Consider the following 17,827-nt stretch of genomic DNA (forward strand, 5'->3'; position numbering starts at 1 on the left):
GTGCCGCTGAGCGTGTTCCCTATTTCCCCCGCCATGCCGCGCCGGGCTCTGGTGACGGGCGGCAAGGCGCGTCTGGGGCGGGCTATTGTGCTGGCTCTGGCTGAGGCCGGGTTTGATGTCGCCATCCATTACCGGGGAGACCGGGAGGGGGCGGAGGAAACGCTGAAAGCTGTCGAGGCCCGTGGGCGCAAAGGCTGCCTGCTGCAAGGCGATCTGGCGCGGGAGGAAGAGGTGACCCCACTGATCCCCGGCGCCATGGACGCTCTGGGTGGTCCGCTGGGTGTGCTGGTGAATAATGCCTCCACTTTTGAGCGCGATGAGTGGGACAACGCCACGCGGGAGAGCTGGGTAGGGCACATGAAGCCCAACCTGCGCGCGCCGTTTGTGCTGATGCAGGCTTTTGCCAAAGCCCTTCCGGCTCAGGCGGAGGGGATGATTCTGAACATGCTGGATGAGCGCGTGTGGTCTCTCACGCCGCATTTCATCAGCTATACTGTTTCCAAAAGCGCCTTGTGGACGTTGACGCAAACCATGGCGCTGGCGCTGGCGCCTAAAAAAATCCGGGTGAATGCCGTCGGCCCCGGCCCGGCGTTGCCCAGCCCGCGCCAGACCGAAGAACAGTTTGCAAAGCAATGCGCCTCGGTGCCGCTGGGGCACGGGACCTCACCGGAGGAAGTGGCGCGGGCGGCGCTGGCCCTGCTGGCCCTGCCGTCTGTCACCGGCCAGATGCTGGCGCTGGACGGCGGGCAGCATCTGCAATGGTCACCGGCTCTCCCGCCCGGTGCGGTGCTGGAAGAATAGGATACATGACAATTTTTGCTCCCTGGGCGGACCAGCCGCCGTTGCGCCATCTGTTTTTGAAAAACATGGTGCTGGATGCCCATATCGGCGTGTTCCCGCACGAGCAGGGGGTCACGCAGCGTATTCGCGTGTCCGTCTCCTTCGGTGTGGTGGACAGGAATGATCTGGAAGTCGGCGCAGACGACCTGAGTCGCACGGTTTCTTACGAGGACGTCGTGCTGCTGGTGCGTCGTATTGTGCAGGAAGGCCATGTGCAGCTGGTGGAAACGCTGGCTGAGCGTATTGCCGCAGGTGTGCTGGCGGATACCCGCGTGCGCGTTGTGCGTGTGCTGATTGAAAAGCTGGATGTGTTTGAAGAAATTGAAGCCGTGGGCGTGGAAATAGAACGCCGCGCGTAAAAGCCGGGCACAAAAAAAGCCCGGCAGAAGCGGGCTTTTAAAGGTACATCACGATAGCGTGATATCTGGCTGAGCAGGGGCCGGGGAATGCCCGACGCCCTGAGGCCAATCAGGAATCGTGTTCGTCCGAATCCGTGCTGACGTCGATGTCAGAGCTGATGTCATCATCATCATCGTCCAGATCGGACGTGTCTTCCATCACATCATCGCCATCGGTATCGGCATCTGTGTCGATATCGATATCTTCATCTTCTTTCTTGGCCGGAGCCGGTGTGTCTGCATGCGGTGTCAGACTGTCCGTGCTGCGACGCAGGCGGGAGACGAGTTCCGGCTGTTCCGTGCCACATTTCGGGCAAACGGCGGGAGACCTGTGCAGGTCATAGAAGCGGGCACCGCAGGACACGCAGACGCGTTTGGTGCCGAGATCGGGCTGGGACATCTTGCTACCTGTCGATCCTGGTCAGACATTGGGACAAAGCGTGTCCCGGAAAAGGACGATTCCCTTCAAACCGCGGCGCGGAAGGAAAACGATCCAGACGTATTAAGGCGAGGCCACATGCCATTGCACAGGTGTCCTGTCAAACCCTGAAGCACCGGTTACGCATATTTTTACGCAAAAAAGACGCCGTTTTCCCGCGAGCCGGATTGACTTACGGCAGGACAAGCCGGAATGAAATGACCATGACACAGCCTTCTGCTTCCCCCTCCAGCGCTCTGCGTGTTTCCCGCCCAGCTTCGTCCCTCAGCGGCAAAATTGCCGTACCGGGTGACAAATCCATCAGCCACCGTGCCCTGATGTTTGCAGCGCTTGCCAAAGGCGAGACACGCATTGTGGGCCTGCTGGAAGGCGAGGATGTGCTGCGCACTGCTGCCGCCATGCGGGCGCTTGGCGCACAAATTTCCCGGGAAGATGATGGCCGCTGGCATGTGCATGGCTGCGGGCTTGGTGAGTTGCAGGAACCCGCAGATGTGCTGGACATGGGCAATTCCGGCACGGCGGCGCGTCTGCTGTCCGGCCTGCTGGCCAGCCACGGCATTATGTCCGTCATGACCGGGGATGCCAGTCTCCGCCGCCGCCCGATGAAGCGCGTGATGGACCCGCTGGCAGGCACAGGGGCGACGTTCCTTGCGCGGGAAGGCGGGCGTCTGCCGCTGGCCATTCAGGGTAACGCGCAGCCGGCACCACTGTCCTACCGTCTGCCGGTAGCGTCCGCGCAGGTGAAATCTGCCGTTCTGCTGGCGGGCCTGAATGCGGAAGGTGTGACGCAGGTGGAAGAACCTGTGCCGACCCGTGATCATACCGAAAACATGCTGCGGCACTTTGGCGCGCACGTCACGGTGGACGAAATGCCGGACGGTGGGCGCATTATCCGGCTGGAAGGCAAGCCGCGTCTGGTGGCGCGGGATGTAACTGTGCCGGGTGACCCGTCTTCTGCCGCTTTTGTGCTGGTGGCGGCCTTGCTGGTGCCGGGGTCTGATGTGCTGATTTCCAATGTGGGCCTGAACCTGCTCCGCACCGGCCTGTTCACCACCTTGCGGGAAATGGGCGGGCGTCTGGATATTCTGGATGAGCGCACCGAGGGGGGCGAGCCGGTGGGTGACCTGCATGTGCGGGCCTCCTCGCTTCAGGCGGTAGATGTTCCGGCAGATCGCGCGCCGTCCATGATTGATGAATACCCCATTCTCGCCGTGGCCGCGGCGTATGCCTCGGGCATTTCCCGCCTGCGCGGGCTGGCTGAACTGCGGGTGAAGGAAAGCGACCGTCTGGCGTCCACGGTAGCGCTGCTGGAAAATAATGGCGTGCGCACCCGCATTGATGGCGATGACCTGATTATCCATGGCACAGGCGGCCATATTCCCGGCGGCGGTCTGGTGGAAACCCATATGGACCATCGTCTGGCCATGAGTGCCTCTGTGCTGGGACTGGTGACGGAAAAGCCGGTGGATATTGATGATACCGCGTTTATTGACACCAGCTTCCCCGGCTATTTCACGTTGATGAACAGTCTTGGTGCAGGGTTTTCAGCATGATGCGCGGCGGTCCGGTTCTTGCGGTTGATGGTCCGGCAGCGGCAGGTAAAGGCACGCTGGCCAAGCGTCTGGCAGCAGAACTGAACCTGCCTTATCTGGATACAGGCCTGCTCTATCGGGCTGTGGGGCGTCTGGTGCTGGATGCAGGGCAGGACCCGGCGGCTCCGGCAGAAGAGTTTGCCCGCACGCTGAAGGCGGAAGATACCCAGCGTAAAGACCTCCGCACGCAGGAAGTGGCTCGTGCCGCCAGTCAGGTTGCATCCCAGCCTGCAGTGCGTAGTGCACTGGTGGAAACGCAGCGGCGTTTTGCGCAGGCCCGGGGCGGGGTGCTGGATGGCCGGGATATTGGCACGGCCATTTTCCCGGATGCGGATGTCAAACTGTTCATCACGGCCTCTCCGGCTACGCGGGCGCTCCGTCGCTTTTTGCAGTTGGGGGAAGACCCGAAGACGGAGGGTGCGGAGGCACGTCTGGCCGAGATGGCAGCGGCTTTAAAAGCACGGGACGCGGCAGACGCCGGGCGCGAAGCGGCTCCCATGCAGGTGGCGGCCGATGCGGTGGTAATTGAGACCGACACACTCAGCGCGGATGCCGTTCTGGCTGAAGCGCTGCGGGTTGTGCGGGAGCGACTCGGCACCCACGCAGGCTGAGGTCTTGCGAGGGCTGCAAAAAGAAGTTCTCGCGAAATCAATAATTTTACCGCTACCCCCCATCAAAATCCGCCGGATTGTGTTGACAAGCCGCCGGTGGTGGGTGTCTCTGCCCTCAGATGCCTGTTGTTTGCAGCGGGTTTCCTTTTCAGTCAGGGTCGCGGGAGCCAGACGGGCCAGAGGGTCCGTTCCCTTTTCCGCGGCAAGTCGTGCTGCCGGCAGGCGGTGCGCAGGAAGTGTCGGCTGCATTTTTCGGGCCGACGCAGGATTTACAGTTACACATGGCTTCAGCCGCAACCCCGGCCACGGATCATTTCCGTGGCGAAGATTTTGCTTCCCTTCTTGACGAGACCCTCGGCCGCGATACCGGCTTTGACGGGTCCGTTGTGCGTGGGCGCATTGTCCGCCTGACCGACGAATTCGCGATTGTCGATGTTGGTCTGAAGAGCGAAGGCCGCGTTTCCCTGCGCGAATTTGCTCCTCAGGGTGTTACACCCGATGTCAAACCGGGTGACGTTGTTGAGCTGTATGTTGAGCGTTACGAAGACCGTGACGGCAGCATCGTGCTCTCTCGTGAAAAAGCCCGCCGTGAAGAAGCCTGGACGAACCTTGAAAAAGCGTTCGAAGCAAACCAGCGCGTCAACGGCACCATCTACGGCCGCGTTAAAGGTGGCTTCACGGTTGATCTGGGTGGCGCCATGGCGTTCCTGCCCGGCAGCCAGGTTGATATCCGCCCCGTGCGTGACGTCAGCCCGCTGATGGGTGTTCCGCAGCCGTTCCAGATCCTGAAAATGGATCGTGCACGTGGCAACATCGTTGTCTCCCGTCGTGCCGTTCTGGAAGAAACCCGCGCAGAACAGCGCAGCGAACTGATCCAGGGCCTGACTGAAGGCATGATCCTGGACGGCGTTGTGAAGAACATCACCGATTACGGTGCGTTCGTTGACCTCGGCGGCGTTGACGGCCTGCTGCATGTGACCGACATCGCATGGAAGCGCATTAACCACCCGTCTGAAGCTCTGCAGATCGGCCAGCCGGTACGCGTGCAGGTTATCCGCTTCAACCCGGACACGCAGCGCATCTCCCTGGGCATGAAGCAGCTTGAAGCTGATCCGTGGGAAAATGTTGCCCTGAAGTACCCGCCGGGTGCGCGTTACACGGGCCGCGTGACCAACATCACCGATTACGGCGCATTTGTTGAGCTGGAGCCGGGCGTTGAAGGTCTGGTGCACGTTTCCGAAATGTCCTGGACGAAGAAGAACGTCCATCCGGGCAAGATCGTTGCTACTTCTCAGGAAGTCGACGTGATGGTTCTGGATGTGGACAGCGCGAAGCGCCGCATCTCTCTGGGCCTCAAGCAGGTTCAGCGCAACCCGTGGGAGCAGTTCGCGGAAGAGCACAAGATCGGCTCCACCGTAGAAGGCGAAATCCGCAACATCACCGAGTTCGGTCTGTTTGTTGGTCTGTCTGCAGACATCGACGGCATGGTTCACATGTCCGACCTGTCCTGGGACGAAACCGGCGAAGAAGCCATGAAGCACTACGAAAAGGGCCAGGTTGTCAAAGCCAAGGTTCTGGACGTGGATGTCGAGAAAGAACGTATCTCTCTCGGTATCAAGCAGCTTCAGGAAGATCCGGCAGCTGACGTTCTGACGAGCGTTCAGAAAGGTGCCATCGTGACCTGCACCGTCACCGCAGTTCAGTCCAACGGGATTGAAGTGAAGGTTGACGACGTTCTGACCGGCTTCATCCGTCGTGCTGAACTGGCCCGTGACAAGGCTGAGCAGCGTCCGGAACGCTTTGCGGTTGGTGAACGCGTTGATGCGAAGGTGGTCTCTGTTGACCGTGCCGCTCGCAAGCTCGCGCTGACCATCAAAGGTCGCGAAGTTGAAGAAGACAAGCAGGCTATCAACGAATACGGCTCATCCGACAGCGGTGCGTCTCTCGGTGATATTCTGGGTGCGGCAATTCGTCGTCGTAACACGGATAGCTAAGACTTCTGGACCTGAGGACGGGGCGGCCTTCTGGCCCGCCTCGCCTGATGGAAGAGTGTTAAAGCAAGCCTCGAAAAAGGCGGTGTCGGAAACGACGCCGCCTTTTTTTGTGTTCTGCTGCCGGGGAGTGCTCATCCTCGGATTTGTGACTAGCGGGCACAGGAGACGGGGTTGTCTGCTTGGGGCGTGCATGAGAGCGTGGACCACCCTTCAGGCAGGAGTGATGCTTCCATGACGTCTCGCCCGTTTTCTGGCCCTTCTCTTCCCTCTTCTTCCTTGGCGCTTTCGGCGCGGAGTCCGACGCGTGACGCACAAAGCGCTGTGGGAAGAGAGTTGGATGGCGGAAAGAACTCTGGGTTGGAGCGGTCAGGAGGCTTTGAAATGGCAGGGCAGGGTGAGGGGCGGACTCTCAGACGCAGGCGGCTTTTACAGTCCGTAATGCTGGGTGGCTGCGCTCTTCCTGTTGCGGCAGGTCTGTTCCGCCCGTCTGCGGCGCGGGCTGCGCAGGAGGCAGGGAGCGGTGGCGGTACGCCAACAACCGGCGTGAATGGTGATCAGGGTTATGAACCTGCCGGGTCCTTTGAAATTGTCGCGGATTTTTACGGTCCGGGTCCGTCCGGTGTAGTGGTCACGGATTCCGGGCGCATTTTTGTGGGCTTTCCGCGCCATGCCGTGAACCATAAAGGGGCAACGCTGGGTGAACTGGTGCAGGGTCGTGTTGTGCCCTGGCCAGGCGCTGACCTCAGCCTGCCCTCAGCAGCGGCCCCGGCAGACCGGCTTATGTCGATCCATGGCATGACAATGGATACGCAAGGCCGCGTCTGGGCGATTGATGATGGCAAACTGGCTGGCCAGCCCTTGCAGCCGGGGGCGGCGAAACTGGTTTGCTTTGACCCGCAAACCAACCGGTTGGTGCATAAAATTGTGCTTACCGCTCCGGCTCTGCTGCCGGACAGTCATATGAATGATTTGCGCGTGGACATGACGCACGGGCAGGCAGGCACAGCCTATGTGACCGATAGCTCTTTTGGGCACAGTCCTGCGCTGGTGGTGGTGGATATCGCTTCGGGGCGTCAGCGCCGTGTGTTAGCGACGCATCCCTCCACGCAGGCGGAGCCGGGGTTCATGGCGGTCGTGGAAGGAGTGCCGCTGGTCTACACCCCGGGCAAGCCGCTGCGCTTTGTGGTGGGCGGGGCGGATGGCGTCACGCTCAGCCCGAACAGTGACCGCCTGTTTTACGCACCTCTTACCAGTCGTCGGCTGTATAGCCTGCCCACGGCTTTGCTGGCCGATCCGACGGTGAGCGAGGCCGCGCTGGCGGCAGCCGTCAAAGATGAAGGGGAGAAGGGCACAGCCGACGGGCTGGCGACCGATGCGCAGGGGCGGATTTACACGACCAATTTTGAGCAGGATTGTATCTTGCGGCGCAATACGGATGGCTCATTTGACCTGATGGTGCATGACCCGCGTATTCTCTCGCCCGATGGGATTTTCTGCACCAAAACGTATGTTTACTGCACCTTGGGGCAATGGAACCGTCTGGCCAGCTTTAACAGTGGGCAGGACAAAAGAAAGCCGCCCTACCACCTGATCCGTTTCCCGATTGAGCCTATCCCGGAGTATAACACAGAACAGAAAATCTGATTTCTTCCGATCAGTTCATCTGTTTGCGGTTTTGACTATGCCGGGTTTCAGAAATTCATTCCCGTGCCGCTTTGTTGTGCGGCTTACAGCGCGGACATGTGCAGGTAGAGAAGCTCAAGAAAATCTGCCAGAGATTTCAGGGGTTTTTTCTGTTCAAGGCAGTCTTTTGCAAAAAGGAGCGCTGCCTTCTGGCGTGTTGTGCGGGTTGGCTGGTCGGTCAGGACAGAGAAATCTGCAACATGCGCGTAGCCAATGCTGCGGCGGATGATTTCAGCGGCACAGAATCCTGCCATATCCTGAAAAACATTTTGGATAAAAAGAGATTTTTCAAAATTCTGTGTCGATTTGTCTGTGGTCGCGTAATAGAGGGTTGAACGATCCTCTGCCCATTCTCTCTCCTGCCATAAGGCAAGGAAGCGTTTTTTGAAACTTGTCCAGAAGGTCTGGATCATATCCAGATGCAAAGCCTGACCGGCACGGTCGGATGTGGCGAAAAGACTGAGAATAAGATTGCCGACAAACAGTCCCGCATCAAACCCGATAGGTCCATAGGTGGCAAATTCCCCGTCAATAATCCGGGTATCAGTGCCCGTCGTCATGATGGAGCCTGTATGCAGGTCCCCATGCAGCAGAGCCTGCGGAGTGCATAAAAAGCGCAGACGGAGACTATCAATACGGGCCTGCACTGCCGGACTGGTGCGCAGGGCGGCAACAATCGGGGTGAGTTGCGGGTCTGCCCAGTGATTGCGCGGGTGGTCGTGGTACGGGTCCGTCAGAACCAGATCGACCGTAATGCGTGTGAGAGTCTGGTTGCGGGCAAAACAGATCCGGCGGTCCATAATGCGTTCAAACGGTTCCGCCAGCAGGGATGTCGCGAACGTGCTGCGGGCGACAAAATCGCCAACCTGCGCCGCAACAGCAGGGTGATAATGTCCGGCCATCATGGCGGTCCGCATCACCGTATGTCCGGACAGGCTGGGGACAATCAGAATAAACTGTTCAGGGTCAAAATGCAGACACTCTGTGGTCAGGTCTGGCACATGTGGAAAGACGGCGCGCAGATAGGCGGCTTCAAAAAACGTACGGTCCAGCGGCATTTTCCAGGCCGGGTCAACCCGCACATGCGGCAAGGCCTGTTTGAGACAAACACCGCCCTCCGGACCTTCTGCCACAAACACCATGTTGAGGTTGCCATCACTGACTTCCCACACGCGCCATTCGGCTGGTGTGCCGCCAAGGCGCGCTGCAAGAGGGGGGAGGGAGGCAATAACCGTCCGGACGCCTTCAAGGTCCAGAGTGGTGTAGGGAGAAGCCTGCTGCAATTCTGGCGTCGTCATGATGACTCTGTTTTTCCGGGCTTAGTCATGCCGTGTGGGTGAAGGCTGCCCACACAGCAAAGGAAACGCACGGACAGGGCGTGTCACCCTGTCCGAAAAACACCTTAATCCAGACAGGCCTGTTTGAAAGCCTTAAACGCGTGCGCGCGGTGGCTGATGGCGTTTTTCTCGGCTTCTTCCATTTCGGCAAAGGTCCGGTTTTCACCCTTGGGGGTAAAAATCGGGTCATAGCCATGGCCTTTTTCACCGCGCGGTGGCCAGGTGATGCTGCCATCCACACGGCCTTCAAAGCTGCGGGTGGTGCCATCCGGCCAGGCAAGGCACAGCACGCAGATAAACCACGCATCGCGTTCGTCCGAGCCAATGCCCTCTTCAATACGGGCCATGGCGGCAGGGAAGTCCTTGTTCGGGCCTGCCCAGCGGGCGGAGTAAATGCCCGGAGCGCCGCCGAGTGCGCTGACGCACAGGCCGGAATCATCCGCCAGAGCGGGCAGGCCGGTGGCTTTGGCCGCAGCCAGAGCCTTAAGCGCCGCATTGCCGGCAAACGTGGTGGCGGTTTCTTCCGGTTCTGGCAGATTGAGGTCCCCGGCAGACAGCACGGTGACTCCAAAATCCGCCAGCAGCGTGGAAAACTCTGCCAGCTTGCCGGCATTATGGCTGGCCAGAACCAGTTTGCTGCCAGCCTCCAGTTTGCCGTGCGTCATGTTAGCGGTTCTCCGCCGTTTCAACGGCCAGTGTCTGGGCGTCAAACAGAACGGACACGCCGGTGCGGGCCAGAGCAAACAGCTCGTTGAAGGCATCTTCCGTGAAAGGTGCCTCTTCTGCGGTGCCCTGAATTTCCACAATGCGGCGGTCGGCGGTCAGCACGAAATTGGTGTCGGCTGCTGCTGCACTGTCTTCTTCATAATCCAGATCCAGCACTGGGCCGGCTTTGGTCAGACCGCAGGAGACGGCGGCAACCTGCCCGCGCAGCGGCATGTGGCTCAGCACGTTTTTGGCCACCAGCTGGCCAAGGGCCAGACGCAGGGCGACCCATGCGCCGGTAATGGAGGCGCAGCGCGTGCCGCCATCGGCGTTCAGCACGTCACAATCCAGCGTGATGCTCATTTCACCCAGAGCAGCCAGATCCACTACTGAGCGCAGGGAGCGGCCAATAAGGCGCTGGATTTCCTGCGTGCGGCCAGACTGCTTGCCCTTGGCGGCTTCACGGTTGCCACGGGTGTGGGTGGCGCGGGGCAGCATGCCGTATTCTGCCGTGACCCAGCCGGTGCCTTTGCCGCGCAGGAAGGGCGGAACCCGGCTTTCAACACTGGCGACGCAGAGAACTTCCGTCCCCCCGACGCGGATCAGCGCCGAGCCTTCCGCGTGGCGGGCAAAGCCGGTTTCAATGGTGACGGGGCGCATCTGGTTGGGCTGGCGGCCGGAGGGACGCATGGGAAGCTCCTTAAGAAAGATTATTCTCTGCACATAAAGTGCTTTTGGCGGGAGCGAAACCATGGAGCCGTTTCATTGTTTTTCTTGTCATGCAGGACGGAGATGCGCAGAAGCAGAAGAGTCCTGTTGTGAAGGAGGAGCCTGACCCTCATGAAACGTGGTCTGCGACCTGCAAAACCCGTTCTGCCGCCGGGGCTGGATTCCCGGTCCGCCACCATTCTGCGTGAAATTGTGGAGGAATATGTGGCCAGCGGGGAGCCTGTGGGCTCCCGCACGCTGTCCCGTCGGCTTGGGTTGCCGTTGTCTCCGGCCACCATTCGCAATGTCATGGCGTCTCTGACCGAAGCAGGCTTGCTGTTCTCCCCCCATACGTCCGCCGGACGCCTGCCGACGGAAGCCGGGCTGCGCCTGTTTGTGGATGGTTTGTTACAGTTTGGCAGCCTCTCGGAAGAGGAATGTCGCGCTATCGGGCAGTCGCTGGAAGCGCGGGGGCGGTCCTTGCAGGATACGCTGACGGAAGCATCCTCCCTGTTGTCCGGCATGTCTGATGCGGCCGGGCTGGTGATTGCGCCAAAAGGGGAGGGTGGCGTCAAACATATTGAATTTGTGGCGTTGGGCGGCAACAGGGCACTGGTGGTGCTGGTGGGCACGGATGGGCATGTGGAAAATCGGGTGATTGAAACGCCCGTTGGCATGCCGCCTTCTGCACTGGTGGAGGCCGCAAACTATCTGAATGCCCACACGATTGGGGCGACCCTCCCGGACCTGCGGGAGCGGGTCGGGGCGGATATTGCCGAAAATCGCAGCGCTTTGGATCAACTGACAGCCGACGTGGTGGAAAGCGGTCTGGCGATCTGGGGGGGCGGCGGAGATGAACGCGGCGGCACCCTGATTATTCGCGGGCAGGGCAAATTACTGTCGGATGTAGACGGGCAGGAGCGACTGCTGGCCATTCAGGCCTTGTTTGACCGGCTGGAGCGGCAGGAAACTATGCTGCGTCTGCTGGAATTAGCGGAACATTCAGAAGGTGTGCGTATCTTTATTGGTGCGGAAAGCGGGCTGTTTGGCGGCACCGGCATGTCCATGGTCGTGGCCCCGGCGCGGAATGAGGCCAACAGGATTGTCGGCGCGATTGGTGTCATTGGCCCCACACGCATCAATTACGGCCGGATTGTCCCGGTTGTGGATTATACGGCGCGTTTTTTGGGTGAAATGCTCGGTTAAGGGCAAAATTCGCCATCATCTGGTCAGGAAGGGCGACGAGACTGAAGACGGCAGCGCATGAGAATGGTAAAGGACCAGCATGACAAGAACTCCGTCTTCTGGTGAACCCGGGTCTTCTTCCAATAATAATGAGGGAAGAGACGCATCTTCCCGACATGGTCCCGCATGGCGCAGGCCGCGTTTCCGCCAGTGGCGGGGGCTGCTTGGTACCGTCGCGGCTCTGGCGCTGGTGGGCACCACGGGGGCGGTCGTCCTCATCTGGACCCAGTACGAAGGGATTGTGGCCGATCTGCCAACGGTTGAAGGGCTGCGCACCTATCAGCCGCCGGTGATGAGCCGCCTTTATGCGTCGGATGACCGGCTGATTGCCGAACTGGCGGATGAGCGCCGCGTGTTTGTGCCCTCCAGCGCCATCCCGGACCGGGTGAAGAACGCCTTTATTGCTGCGGAAGACCAGAAGTTCTGGACCCACAAGGGCGTGGACCCCATGGCCATTGCCCGTGCTGGTCTGACGGATCTGACGCGCGGCAAGGGACGCAGGCCGATTGGTGCGTCCACCATCACGCAGCAGGTGGCGCGTGTCATGCTGCTGGGCAGTAATGCTGTTTCCATGAAGCGAAAGGCCAAGGAAGCCTTCCTCGCCATGCGGATTGAGCAGGTTCTGCCCAAGGAAAAGATTCTCGAAATCTATCTGAATGAAATCTATCTGGGCAGCGGTGCTTACGGGATTGGCGCTGCGGCGCAGACCTACTTCAATAAACCGCTGGATCAGCTGGATGATGCGGAAGCGGCCTTCCTGGGTGCGCTGCCCAAATCGCCCACCAATTACAATCCGGTTCGTTTCCCTGAGGCCGCCCGTGGCCGGCGGAACTGGGTGCTGGAGCGTATGGCGGAAACCGGCGCGCTGACGCATGAAGCAGCACGCGCTGCCGAGGCTGAGCCGCTGATCCCGCATACGTTTGTGCGCCCCGGTCCGGCTCCCGGCTCCGAGTGGTTTGCTGAGGAAGTGCGCCGCCAGCTGCTGGAAAAATACGGTCAGGATATGACCATGCAGGGCGGGCTGGATGTGCATACCAGTCTGGACCCCGCCCTTCAGCTGACAGCGCAGACCGTGCTGCGGCAGGGGCTGATGGCGTATGACCGTGCGCATGGTGGCTGGCGTGGTCCGGTGAAGCACCTGCAAACCGTCAGTGCCTCTTCATCTGAGGCAGAATGGGTTGCTGCCCTGAATGCGGAAGCTGTGCCGCTGGGCATGCTGGATCAGTGGCGTCTGGCCGTCGTGCTGGACCCGGCACATGGTCGTGTTGGCTGGCTGGAAGGTGCTGTTGTGCGCCGTGGAGCCGCCATGCAGGGTGGCACACCGCAGACGGGTGCGATTCAGGATCGTGATCTGTCCTGGACCCGGCGTTTCAGGCTGCTGAAAGCGGGCGATCTGGTGATGATCGAACCGCAGGCCGGAAGCAGCCGCGTGGCCTTGATGCAGGTGCCGCATGTAGAAGGTGCCGTGGTGACGCTGAATGCCCGCACCGGGCGTGTTATGGCGCTGGTGGGCGGCTGGTCGTTCCAGACCTCGCAGTTTGATCGTGCCACGCAGGCGCTGCGTCAGCCCGGTTCGTCCTTCAAACCATTTGTGTATTTGCAGGCGATGGAGCAGGGTATTTCGCCCTCGCAGTCGTTTGATGATTCGCCGGTGTCGTATGGCACCTGGCACCCGAACAACTACGAGAAGGATTTCTGGGGGCCCACCTCTCTGCATGACGCCCTGCGGGAATCCCGCAATCTGGTGACTATCCGTCTGGCAGCCCATATCGGCATCAAGAATGTGGCGGATCTGGCGACCCGGATCGGGCTGGTGGATTCCATGCCGCACGTGCTGCCCGCAGCGCTGGGGGCTGTGGAAACCACCGTGCTGAAGGAAGCAGGAGCCTACGCTTCCCTTGCGGCAGGTGGCCGGAAAGTCACTCCTACCCTGATTGATGATGTGCAGGACCGTGAAGGCCATGTGATCTGGCGGCCGGAGGGCATTTCTCTGGTGTCCGCGTCTGCGCAGACAGGGGATGCTGCGGCCACGCCGCCCGTACCCGGCCAGCCTTCGGATGCCGATGCCATCTTCCCTGATGCGCCCAAGGGGCAGGACGCAGGCAAGGTTCCCGCACCGGCCGCAGCGCCTGTGCAGGATAATGCCGTCAAGATCATCATGCCGGGGCAGGATGAGATTCCGGAAGTGCAGGATAATCGCCCGCGTGTGGCCTCGGAGCAGAGCGCATTCCAGATTACGACCATGCTGCAGGACGTCATCCGGCGTGGAACCGGCGTGCAGGCCGGGAAGGGGATTGATAACCCCGTGGCTGGCAAAACCGGCACCAGCCAGAACTTTAATGACGCATGGTTTGCAGGTTATTCGCCTGATCTGGTGACGGTGGTGTGGATCGGATTTGATACGCCGGAGTCACTGGGTAAGAACGAAACCGGCGGGGCTATTGCCGGGCCGATCTGGAACAAGGTGATGAAAACAGCACTTGAAGGGCGGCCGAAGCTGGATTTTGCCGCGCCGGAGGGGGTCACGCTGGTGCGGTATGATACGGGTCGTGGTGTGGCGATTGATGCCTTTAAACCGGGCCAGATTCCGGGTGTGAGCGTCAGTCTGGCGGATAACGGCGCCTCGCATGAACTGACGGCGGCGGATACGGGCGCGGAAAACATGCCGGATTCGGAAAGTGATATGGCGGCCGGTGCCGGTCAGTCTGGCACAGGCGCCGCCAGCCCCGGTCAGACTGCAACACCGGGTGCAGCAAAAGCGCCCCCTGCCGCGTCCGGGGGTGACATTGGCATGGGCGGCCTTTATTGAGGCCGTTCACACGTAAGAATTTTATAAAGACCTGATGGAGAGACGGCCCGATGTCGGCTGAGACAGAAGCCCTTAATGACCAGATCAAGCAGTCGGTGGCACTGCTGAGGAGGCATCTTTAACTGGGATGTCGCCCAGGCTCGACTTGCCGAACTGAACAACCGGGCAGAAGACCCGGATTTGTGGAATGATTCCGACGCCGCCCAGAAGTTGATGCGTGAACGCACTCTGCTGGCCGGGCAGGTGGAAGGCGTGCAGAAGCTGGAAACCAGCGTGCAGGACGCCTGTGAACTGGTGGAACTGGCGGAAGCCGAAGGGGACGCGGAGATTGTGGCGGAAGCTACAGCAGCCCTGAAGGCTCTGGCGGAAGAAGCCAAACGCCGTGAGACCGAAAGCCTGTTGTCTGGCGAAGCGGATAGCAACGACTGCTATCTGGAAGTCAACGCCGGTGCAGGCGGGACGGAAGCGCAGGACTGGGCAGAAATGATGCTGCGCATGTACACCCGCTGGGCGGAAGCGCATGGGTATAAAGTAACGCTGATGGAAAGCTCGGAAGGTGAACAGGCTGGCTTGAAGTCTGCTACCATTCTGGTTTCCGGCCCGAATGCCTACGGCTGGCTGAAAACCGAGGCCGGGGTGCATCGTCTGGTGCGTATTTCCCCGTTTGATGCCGCGGCCCGCCGTCAGACGTCCTTTGCATCCGTCTGGGTCTATCCGGTGATTGACGATTCGATCGAGATCGAAGTGAACGATTCCGACCTTAAGGTGGATACGTTCCGGGCATCTGGTGCGGGTGGTCAGCACGTTAACAAGACCGATTCGGCCATTCGTATTACCCATATGCCCACGGGTATTGTGGTGGCGTGTCAGACCGACCGTTCCCAGCATCGCAACCGTGCAACGGCTATGCAGATGCTGCGGGCCCGTCTGTATGAGGCGGAACTGCAGAAGCGTGAGGCTGCGGCAGCGGCAACAGAAGCCGCCAAGACAGACATTGGCTGGGGGCATCAGATCCGCTCTTACGTTCTGGCCCCGTACCAGATGGTGAAGGATCTGCGCACCAACGTGGAAACAGGGAACCCCAGCGCTGTGCTGGATGGGGATCTGGATGCGTTCATGGCGGCGGCCCTTGCGGCCCGGGTTGGCGCAACGCGTTCTGAAGCGAGTGCTAACGCGCAATAAACTGCACGTTTATGAAGTGTTAAAAAACGGGCCTCTTCGGGGCCCGTTTTTTTATATTGCGCGGATATGGGGAACCACGACAGATTCATGAACGTTACAAAGAATTTTTTTTTAAATAAGACTGGGCTCAAAACAGGCAGAGAGGCGTCTGTTTTCGAGGCATCCTTACAGAAAGTGGCTTTTTTCTGCCGATTTGTGCGCGGTGCCTGTTTTATGAGCCTTCTGCTCCCAAACAAGGCAGCGTTCATTTTCGATCAAGAACATTCTTGACATATTTGCTGTCAAATTGCCCAATCAGGGTCAGGAAGATGGCAGCCATGCAGCTCTGTCAGTCTATTCCAGTGCTGAGGCACGAAATGTTGGTGCAGGGCCATCAGTTTTTGATGCCATAGATCAGGTGATGGCGCTGGCCAGTGTTTCTTTGGCTGGCGTGGAAGAAGGAGGATGTAGAAATATGAAGGACCACGCGCAACAGCAACAGAGTCCGGTGCGCTTTGTCATCGGAACAGGAGCTGTTGTCGGTGTTGTTGCTCTGCTGGTTGTGATTCTGCTGCATCTCTTGGCGGTTATGGGACTTATGTACGGCATGGGAACGTCTGCGAGCGTTCCGGTTACGCATCCGCCGATCAAGACCAGAATTCTGCCACCACCGCCACCACCACCGCCCCCACCGCCGCCGCCCCCGCCGCCGCCGGTCATGACGGTTCCGCCGCCGCCGTATATTCCTCCGCCGAAGATACAGCTGCCGCCGCCGCCTAAGCCGCCGATCAAGCATGTGGCCCGGACGCCGCCCAAACAGGCGACGCCTCCGCAGACGACAACGGCTCCGGCACCGCCCGTGTCAAGCGAACCGGCATCCACTGCGGCACCGTCCAACTCGCCGGATACTTCGGCTGGTACATCGCCGCTGAACAACGCCCGGCCCGTCTATCCGCCTGATATGGAGGAAGACAACATTGAAGGCCGTGTGACTGTTGCATGTGATGTGGAGACAACGGGGATGACGAGCAATTGTTCTGTTCAGTCCGTGCAGGGGGGACAATCCTTCGCGCAGGCTGCTCTGGATTACGTTCACAAGGCCCGGTATCGCCCGGCTATGAAGAACGGTGCGCCCGTCAAGGAGCTTCACAAGGTGTATGTGATCAGGTTCAGACTGGATGACTGATCCCGGCGTTTAGCCGAACTCTGCAGAAAACTGTCTGGTGCGGGGAGGCCCCCGTCACCAGGCCGACAAAGATAAGGATTTTTAGGTACATGATCAGACTGTCTCGTCTTCCAGTGTCGGGTCTCGCGGTTCCGGCCCTCGCGGTCATGCTGGGCACGGCGACACCGGTTCTGGCTCTGGCTCAGGATGCCTCTGCTCCTGCTGCATCAGCGCCTGCTGCTACGGATTCCACCACAGCACCTGCCGCTCCTGCCCCCGACGCCGCCGCTCCGGCTCCGACTGACACGGCTGCTCCTGCCGCCCCGACGCCTGACGCTTCCGCCCCGGCTGCCCCGGCAGCTGATGCGCCTGCTCCGGCTGCCGCTGCTCCGGCCACTAAAGAAGAAGCCAACCCGTATGGTCTTGGCGCTCTGTGGTCCAACGGTGACATCATCGCACGTGGCGTGCTGATGATCATGCTGATCATGTCCCTGGGCACCTGGTTCATCATGATCACCAAGTTCATCGAACAGGCTCGTCTGTTCGCTGCTGCTAAAGAAGCCACCAAACAGTTCTGGACGAAGAGCACCATTCAGGAAGGCGCTGCTGCCCTGAAGTCGACCTCTCCGTTCCGCTACATTGCTGACACCGGCATTGTTGCTGCTGAACACCATGAAGGCACGATGCAGGAATCCATCGACCTGAACAGCTGGACCTCCCTGTCCATTCAGCGTTCGGTGAACAACATCCAGAACAGCCTTCAGTCTGGTCTGGCCTTCCTGGGCACCGTGGGTTCCACGTCTCCGTTCATTGGTCTGTTCGGCACCGTCTGGGGTATTTACCACGCTCTGACCGCCATCGGCATTGCTGGTCAGGCTTCCATCGACAAGGTTGCTGGTCCGGTTGGTGAATCCCTGATCATGACGGCTATTGGTCTTGCGACCGCTGTTCCGGCCGTGCTGGGTTACAACCTGCTGGTGCGTCGTAACAAAGGGGCTATGGACCGCGTGCGTGACTTTGCGGCTGATCTGCAGTCCATCCTGATTGGTGGCGTGCGTCATGGCGCCGGTGCAGAAAGCATCGTTGTGCGTCCTGACAACTCCCCCACCACCTCAACTGTCTCTAACCGGGTAGGTTAAT

15 protein-coding genes are annotated in these 17,827 nt (G+C 60.0%); 11 read left to right on the top strand and 4 right to left on the bottom strand.

The features are described 5' to 3' along the window. Entirely contained in the window at positions 1-801 is an 801-nt protein-coding gene (locus ACHQGU_RS00305; protein ID WP_395496345.1) for an SDR family oxidoreductase, read from the top strand. Positions 802-806: 5 nt separating this feature from the next. Beyond that, positions 807-1,199, top strand: coding sequence for a dihydroneopterin aldolase (folB, locus tag ACHQGU_RS00310; RefSeq protein ID WP_043550422.1), 393 nt, complete (start codon positions 807-809; stop codon positions 1,197-1,199). Between the two features lie 109 nt (positions 1,200-1,308). Here folB and ACHQGU_RS00315 read toward each other — a convergent pair whose 3' ends face one another. Then, entirely contained in the window at positions 1,309-1,638 is a 330-nt protein-coding gene (locus ACHQGU_RS00315; protein ID WP_062141136.1) for a TIGR02300 family protein, read from the bottom strand. A gap of 236 nt (positions 1,639-1,874) precedes the next feature. Here ACHQGU_RS00315 and aroA point away from each other — a divergent pair, with 236 nt between their 5' ends. From aroA to ACHQGU_RS00335, 4 genes are all read left to right on the top strand, one after another. Further along, positions 1,875-3,230 carry a 3-phosphoshikimate 1-carboxyvinyltransferase gene (aroA, locus tag ACHQGU_RS00320; RefSeq protein WP_395495511.1) on the top strand — a complete coding sequence of 452 codons (1,356 nt, stop codon included), beginning with the start codon at positions 1,875-1,877 and terminating at the stop codon, positions 3,228-3,230. After that, entirely contained in the window at positions 3,227-3,880 is a 654-nt protein-coding gene (locus ACHQGU_RS00325; protein ID WP_062272006.1) for a d(CMP) kinase, read from the top strand. The genes aroA and ACHQGU_RS00325 overlap by 4 nt, the downstream gene beginning before the upstream one ends. A gap of 281 nt (positions 3,881-4,161) precedes the next feature. Next, entirely contained in the window at positions 4,162-5,874 is a 1,713-nt protein-coding gene (gene rpsA, locus ACHQGU_RS00330) for a 30S ribosomal protein S1 (RefSeq protein WP_043550426.1), read from the top strand. Positions 5,875-6,255: 381 nt separating this feature from the next. Further along, positions 6,256-7,518 (top strand): L-dopachrome tautomerase-related protein, encoded by a 1,263-nt coding sequence (locus ACHQGU_RS00335; protein ID WP_395495512.1) that lies wholly within the window; start codon positions 6,256-6,258, stop codon positions 7,516-7,518. A gap of 83 nt (positions 7,519-7,601) precedes the next feature. Here ACHQGU_RS00335 and mtnK read toward each other — a convergent pair whose 3' ends face one another. The 3 genes from mtnK to rph all read right to left on the bottom strand — a co-directional run bounded on the left by mtnK (position 7,602) and on the right by rph (position 10,289). Beyond that, positions 7,602-8,855, bottom strand: a complete 1,254-nt coding sequence (gene mtnK / locus ACHQGU_RS00340) for an S-methyl-5-thioribose kinase (protein WP_395495513.1) — start codon at positions 8,853-8,855, stop codon at positions 7,602-7,604. 104 nt (positions 8,856-8,959) lie between these two features. Further along, positions 8,960-9,559 carry an RdgB/HAM1 family non-canonical purine NTP pyrophosphatase gene (rdgB, locus tag ACHQGU_RS00345; RefSeq protein ID WP_395495514.1) on the bottom strand — a complete coding sequence of 200 codons (600 nt, stop codon included), beginning with the start codon at positions 9,557-9,559 and terminating at the stop codon, positions 8,960-8,962. 1 nt (position 9,560) lies between these two features. After that, entirely contained in the window at positions 9,561-10,289 is a 729-nt protein-coding gene (gene rph, locus ACHQGU_RS00350; RefSeq protein WP_062141126.1) for a ribonuclease PH, read from the bottom strand. 150 nt (positions 10,290-10,439) lie between these two features. Here rph and hrcA point away from each other — a divergent pair, with 150 nt between their 5' ends. The 5 genes from hrcA to ACHQGU_RS00375 all read left to right on the top strand — a co-directional run bounded on the left by hrcA (position 10,440) and on the right by ACHQGU_RS00375 (position 17,826). Next, entirely contained in the window at positions 10,440-11,513 is a 1,074-nt protein-coding gene (hrcA, locus tag ACHQGU_RS00355) for a heat-inducible transcriptional repressor HrcA (RefSeq protein WP_062250330.1), read from the top strand. A gap of 79 nt (positions 11,514-11,592) precedes the next feature. Beyond that, positions 11,593-14,361: a penicillin-binding protein 1A gene (locus tag ACHQGU_RS00360; RefSeq protein WP_395495515.1), complete on the top strand. Its 2,769-nt coding sequence runs from the start codon at positions 11,593-11,595 to the stop codon at positions 14,359-14,361. 50 nt (positions 14,362-14,411) lie between these two features. Then, positions 14,412-15,543 (top strand): peptide chain release factor 2 gene (prfB, locus tag ACHQGU_RS00365; RefSeq protein WP_156470181.1). Its coding sequence is split into 2 segments (ribosomal slippage): positions 14,412-14,480 and positions 14,482-15,543, totalling 1,131 coding nucleotides; the frame shifts between segments, so codons are not numbered across the junction. Between the two features lie 454 nt (positions 15,544-15,997). Further along, the gene (locus tag ACHQGU_RS00370; protein WP_086653725.1) at positions 15,998-16,708 is read left to right on the top strand and encodes an energy transducer TonB; all 711 of its coding nucleotides are present in this window, start codon (positions 15,998-16,000) and stop codon (positions 16,706-16,708) included. 89 nt (positions 16,709-16,797) lie between these two features. Further along, the gene (locus ACHQGU_RS00375) at positions 16,798-17,826 is read left to right on the top strand and encodes a MotA/TolQ/ExbB proton channel family protein (RefSeq protein WP_082779863.1); all 1,029 of its coding nucleotides are present in this window, start codon (positions 16,798-16,800) and stop codon (positions 17,824-17,826) included. Position 17,827 lies beyond the last annotated feature (1 nt).

The organism is Acetobacter sp. KSO5 (assembly GCF_044094635.1).
In the GTDB taxonomy this organism is placed as follows: domain Bacteria; phylum Pseudomonadota; class Alphaproteobacteria; order Acetobacterales; family Acetobacteraceae; genus Acetobacter; species Acetobacter cerevisiae.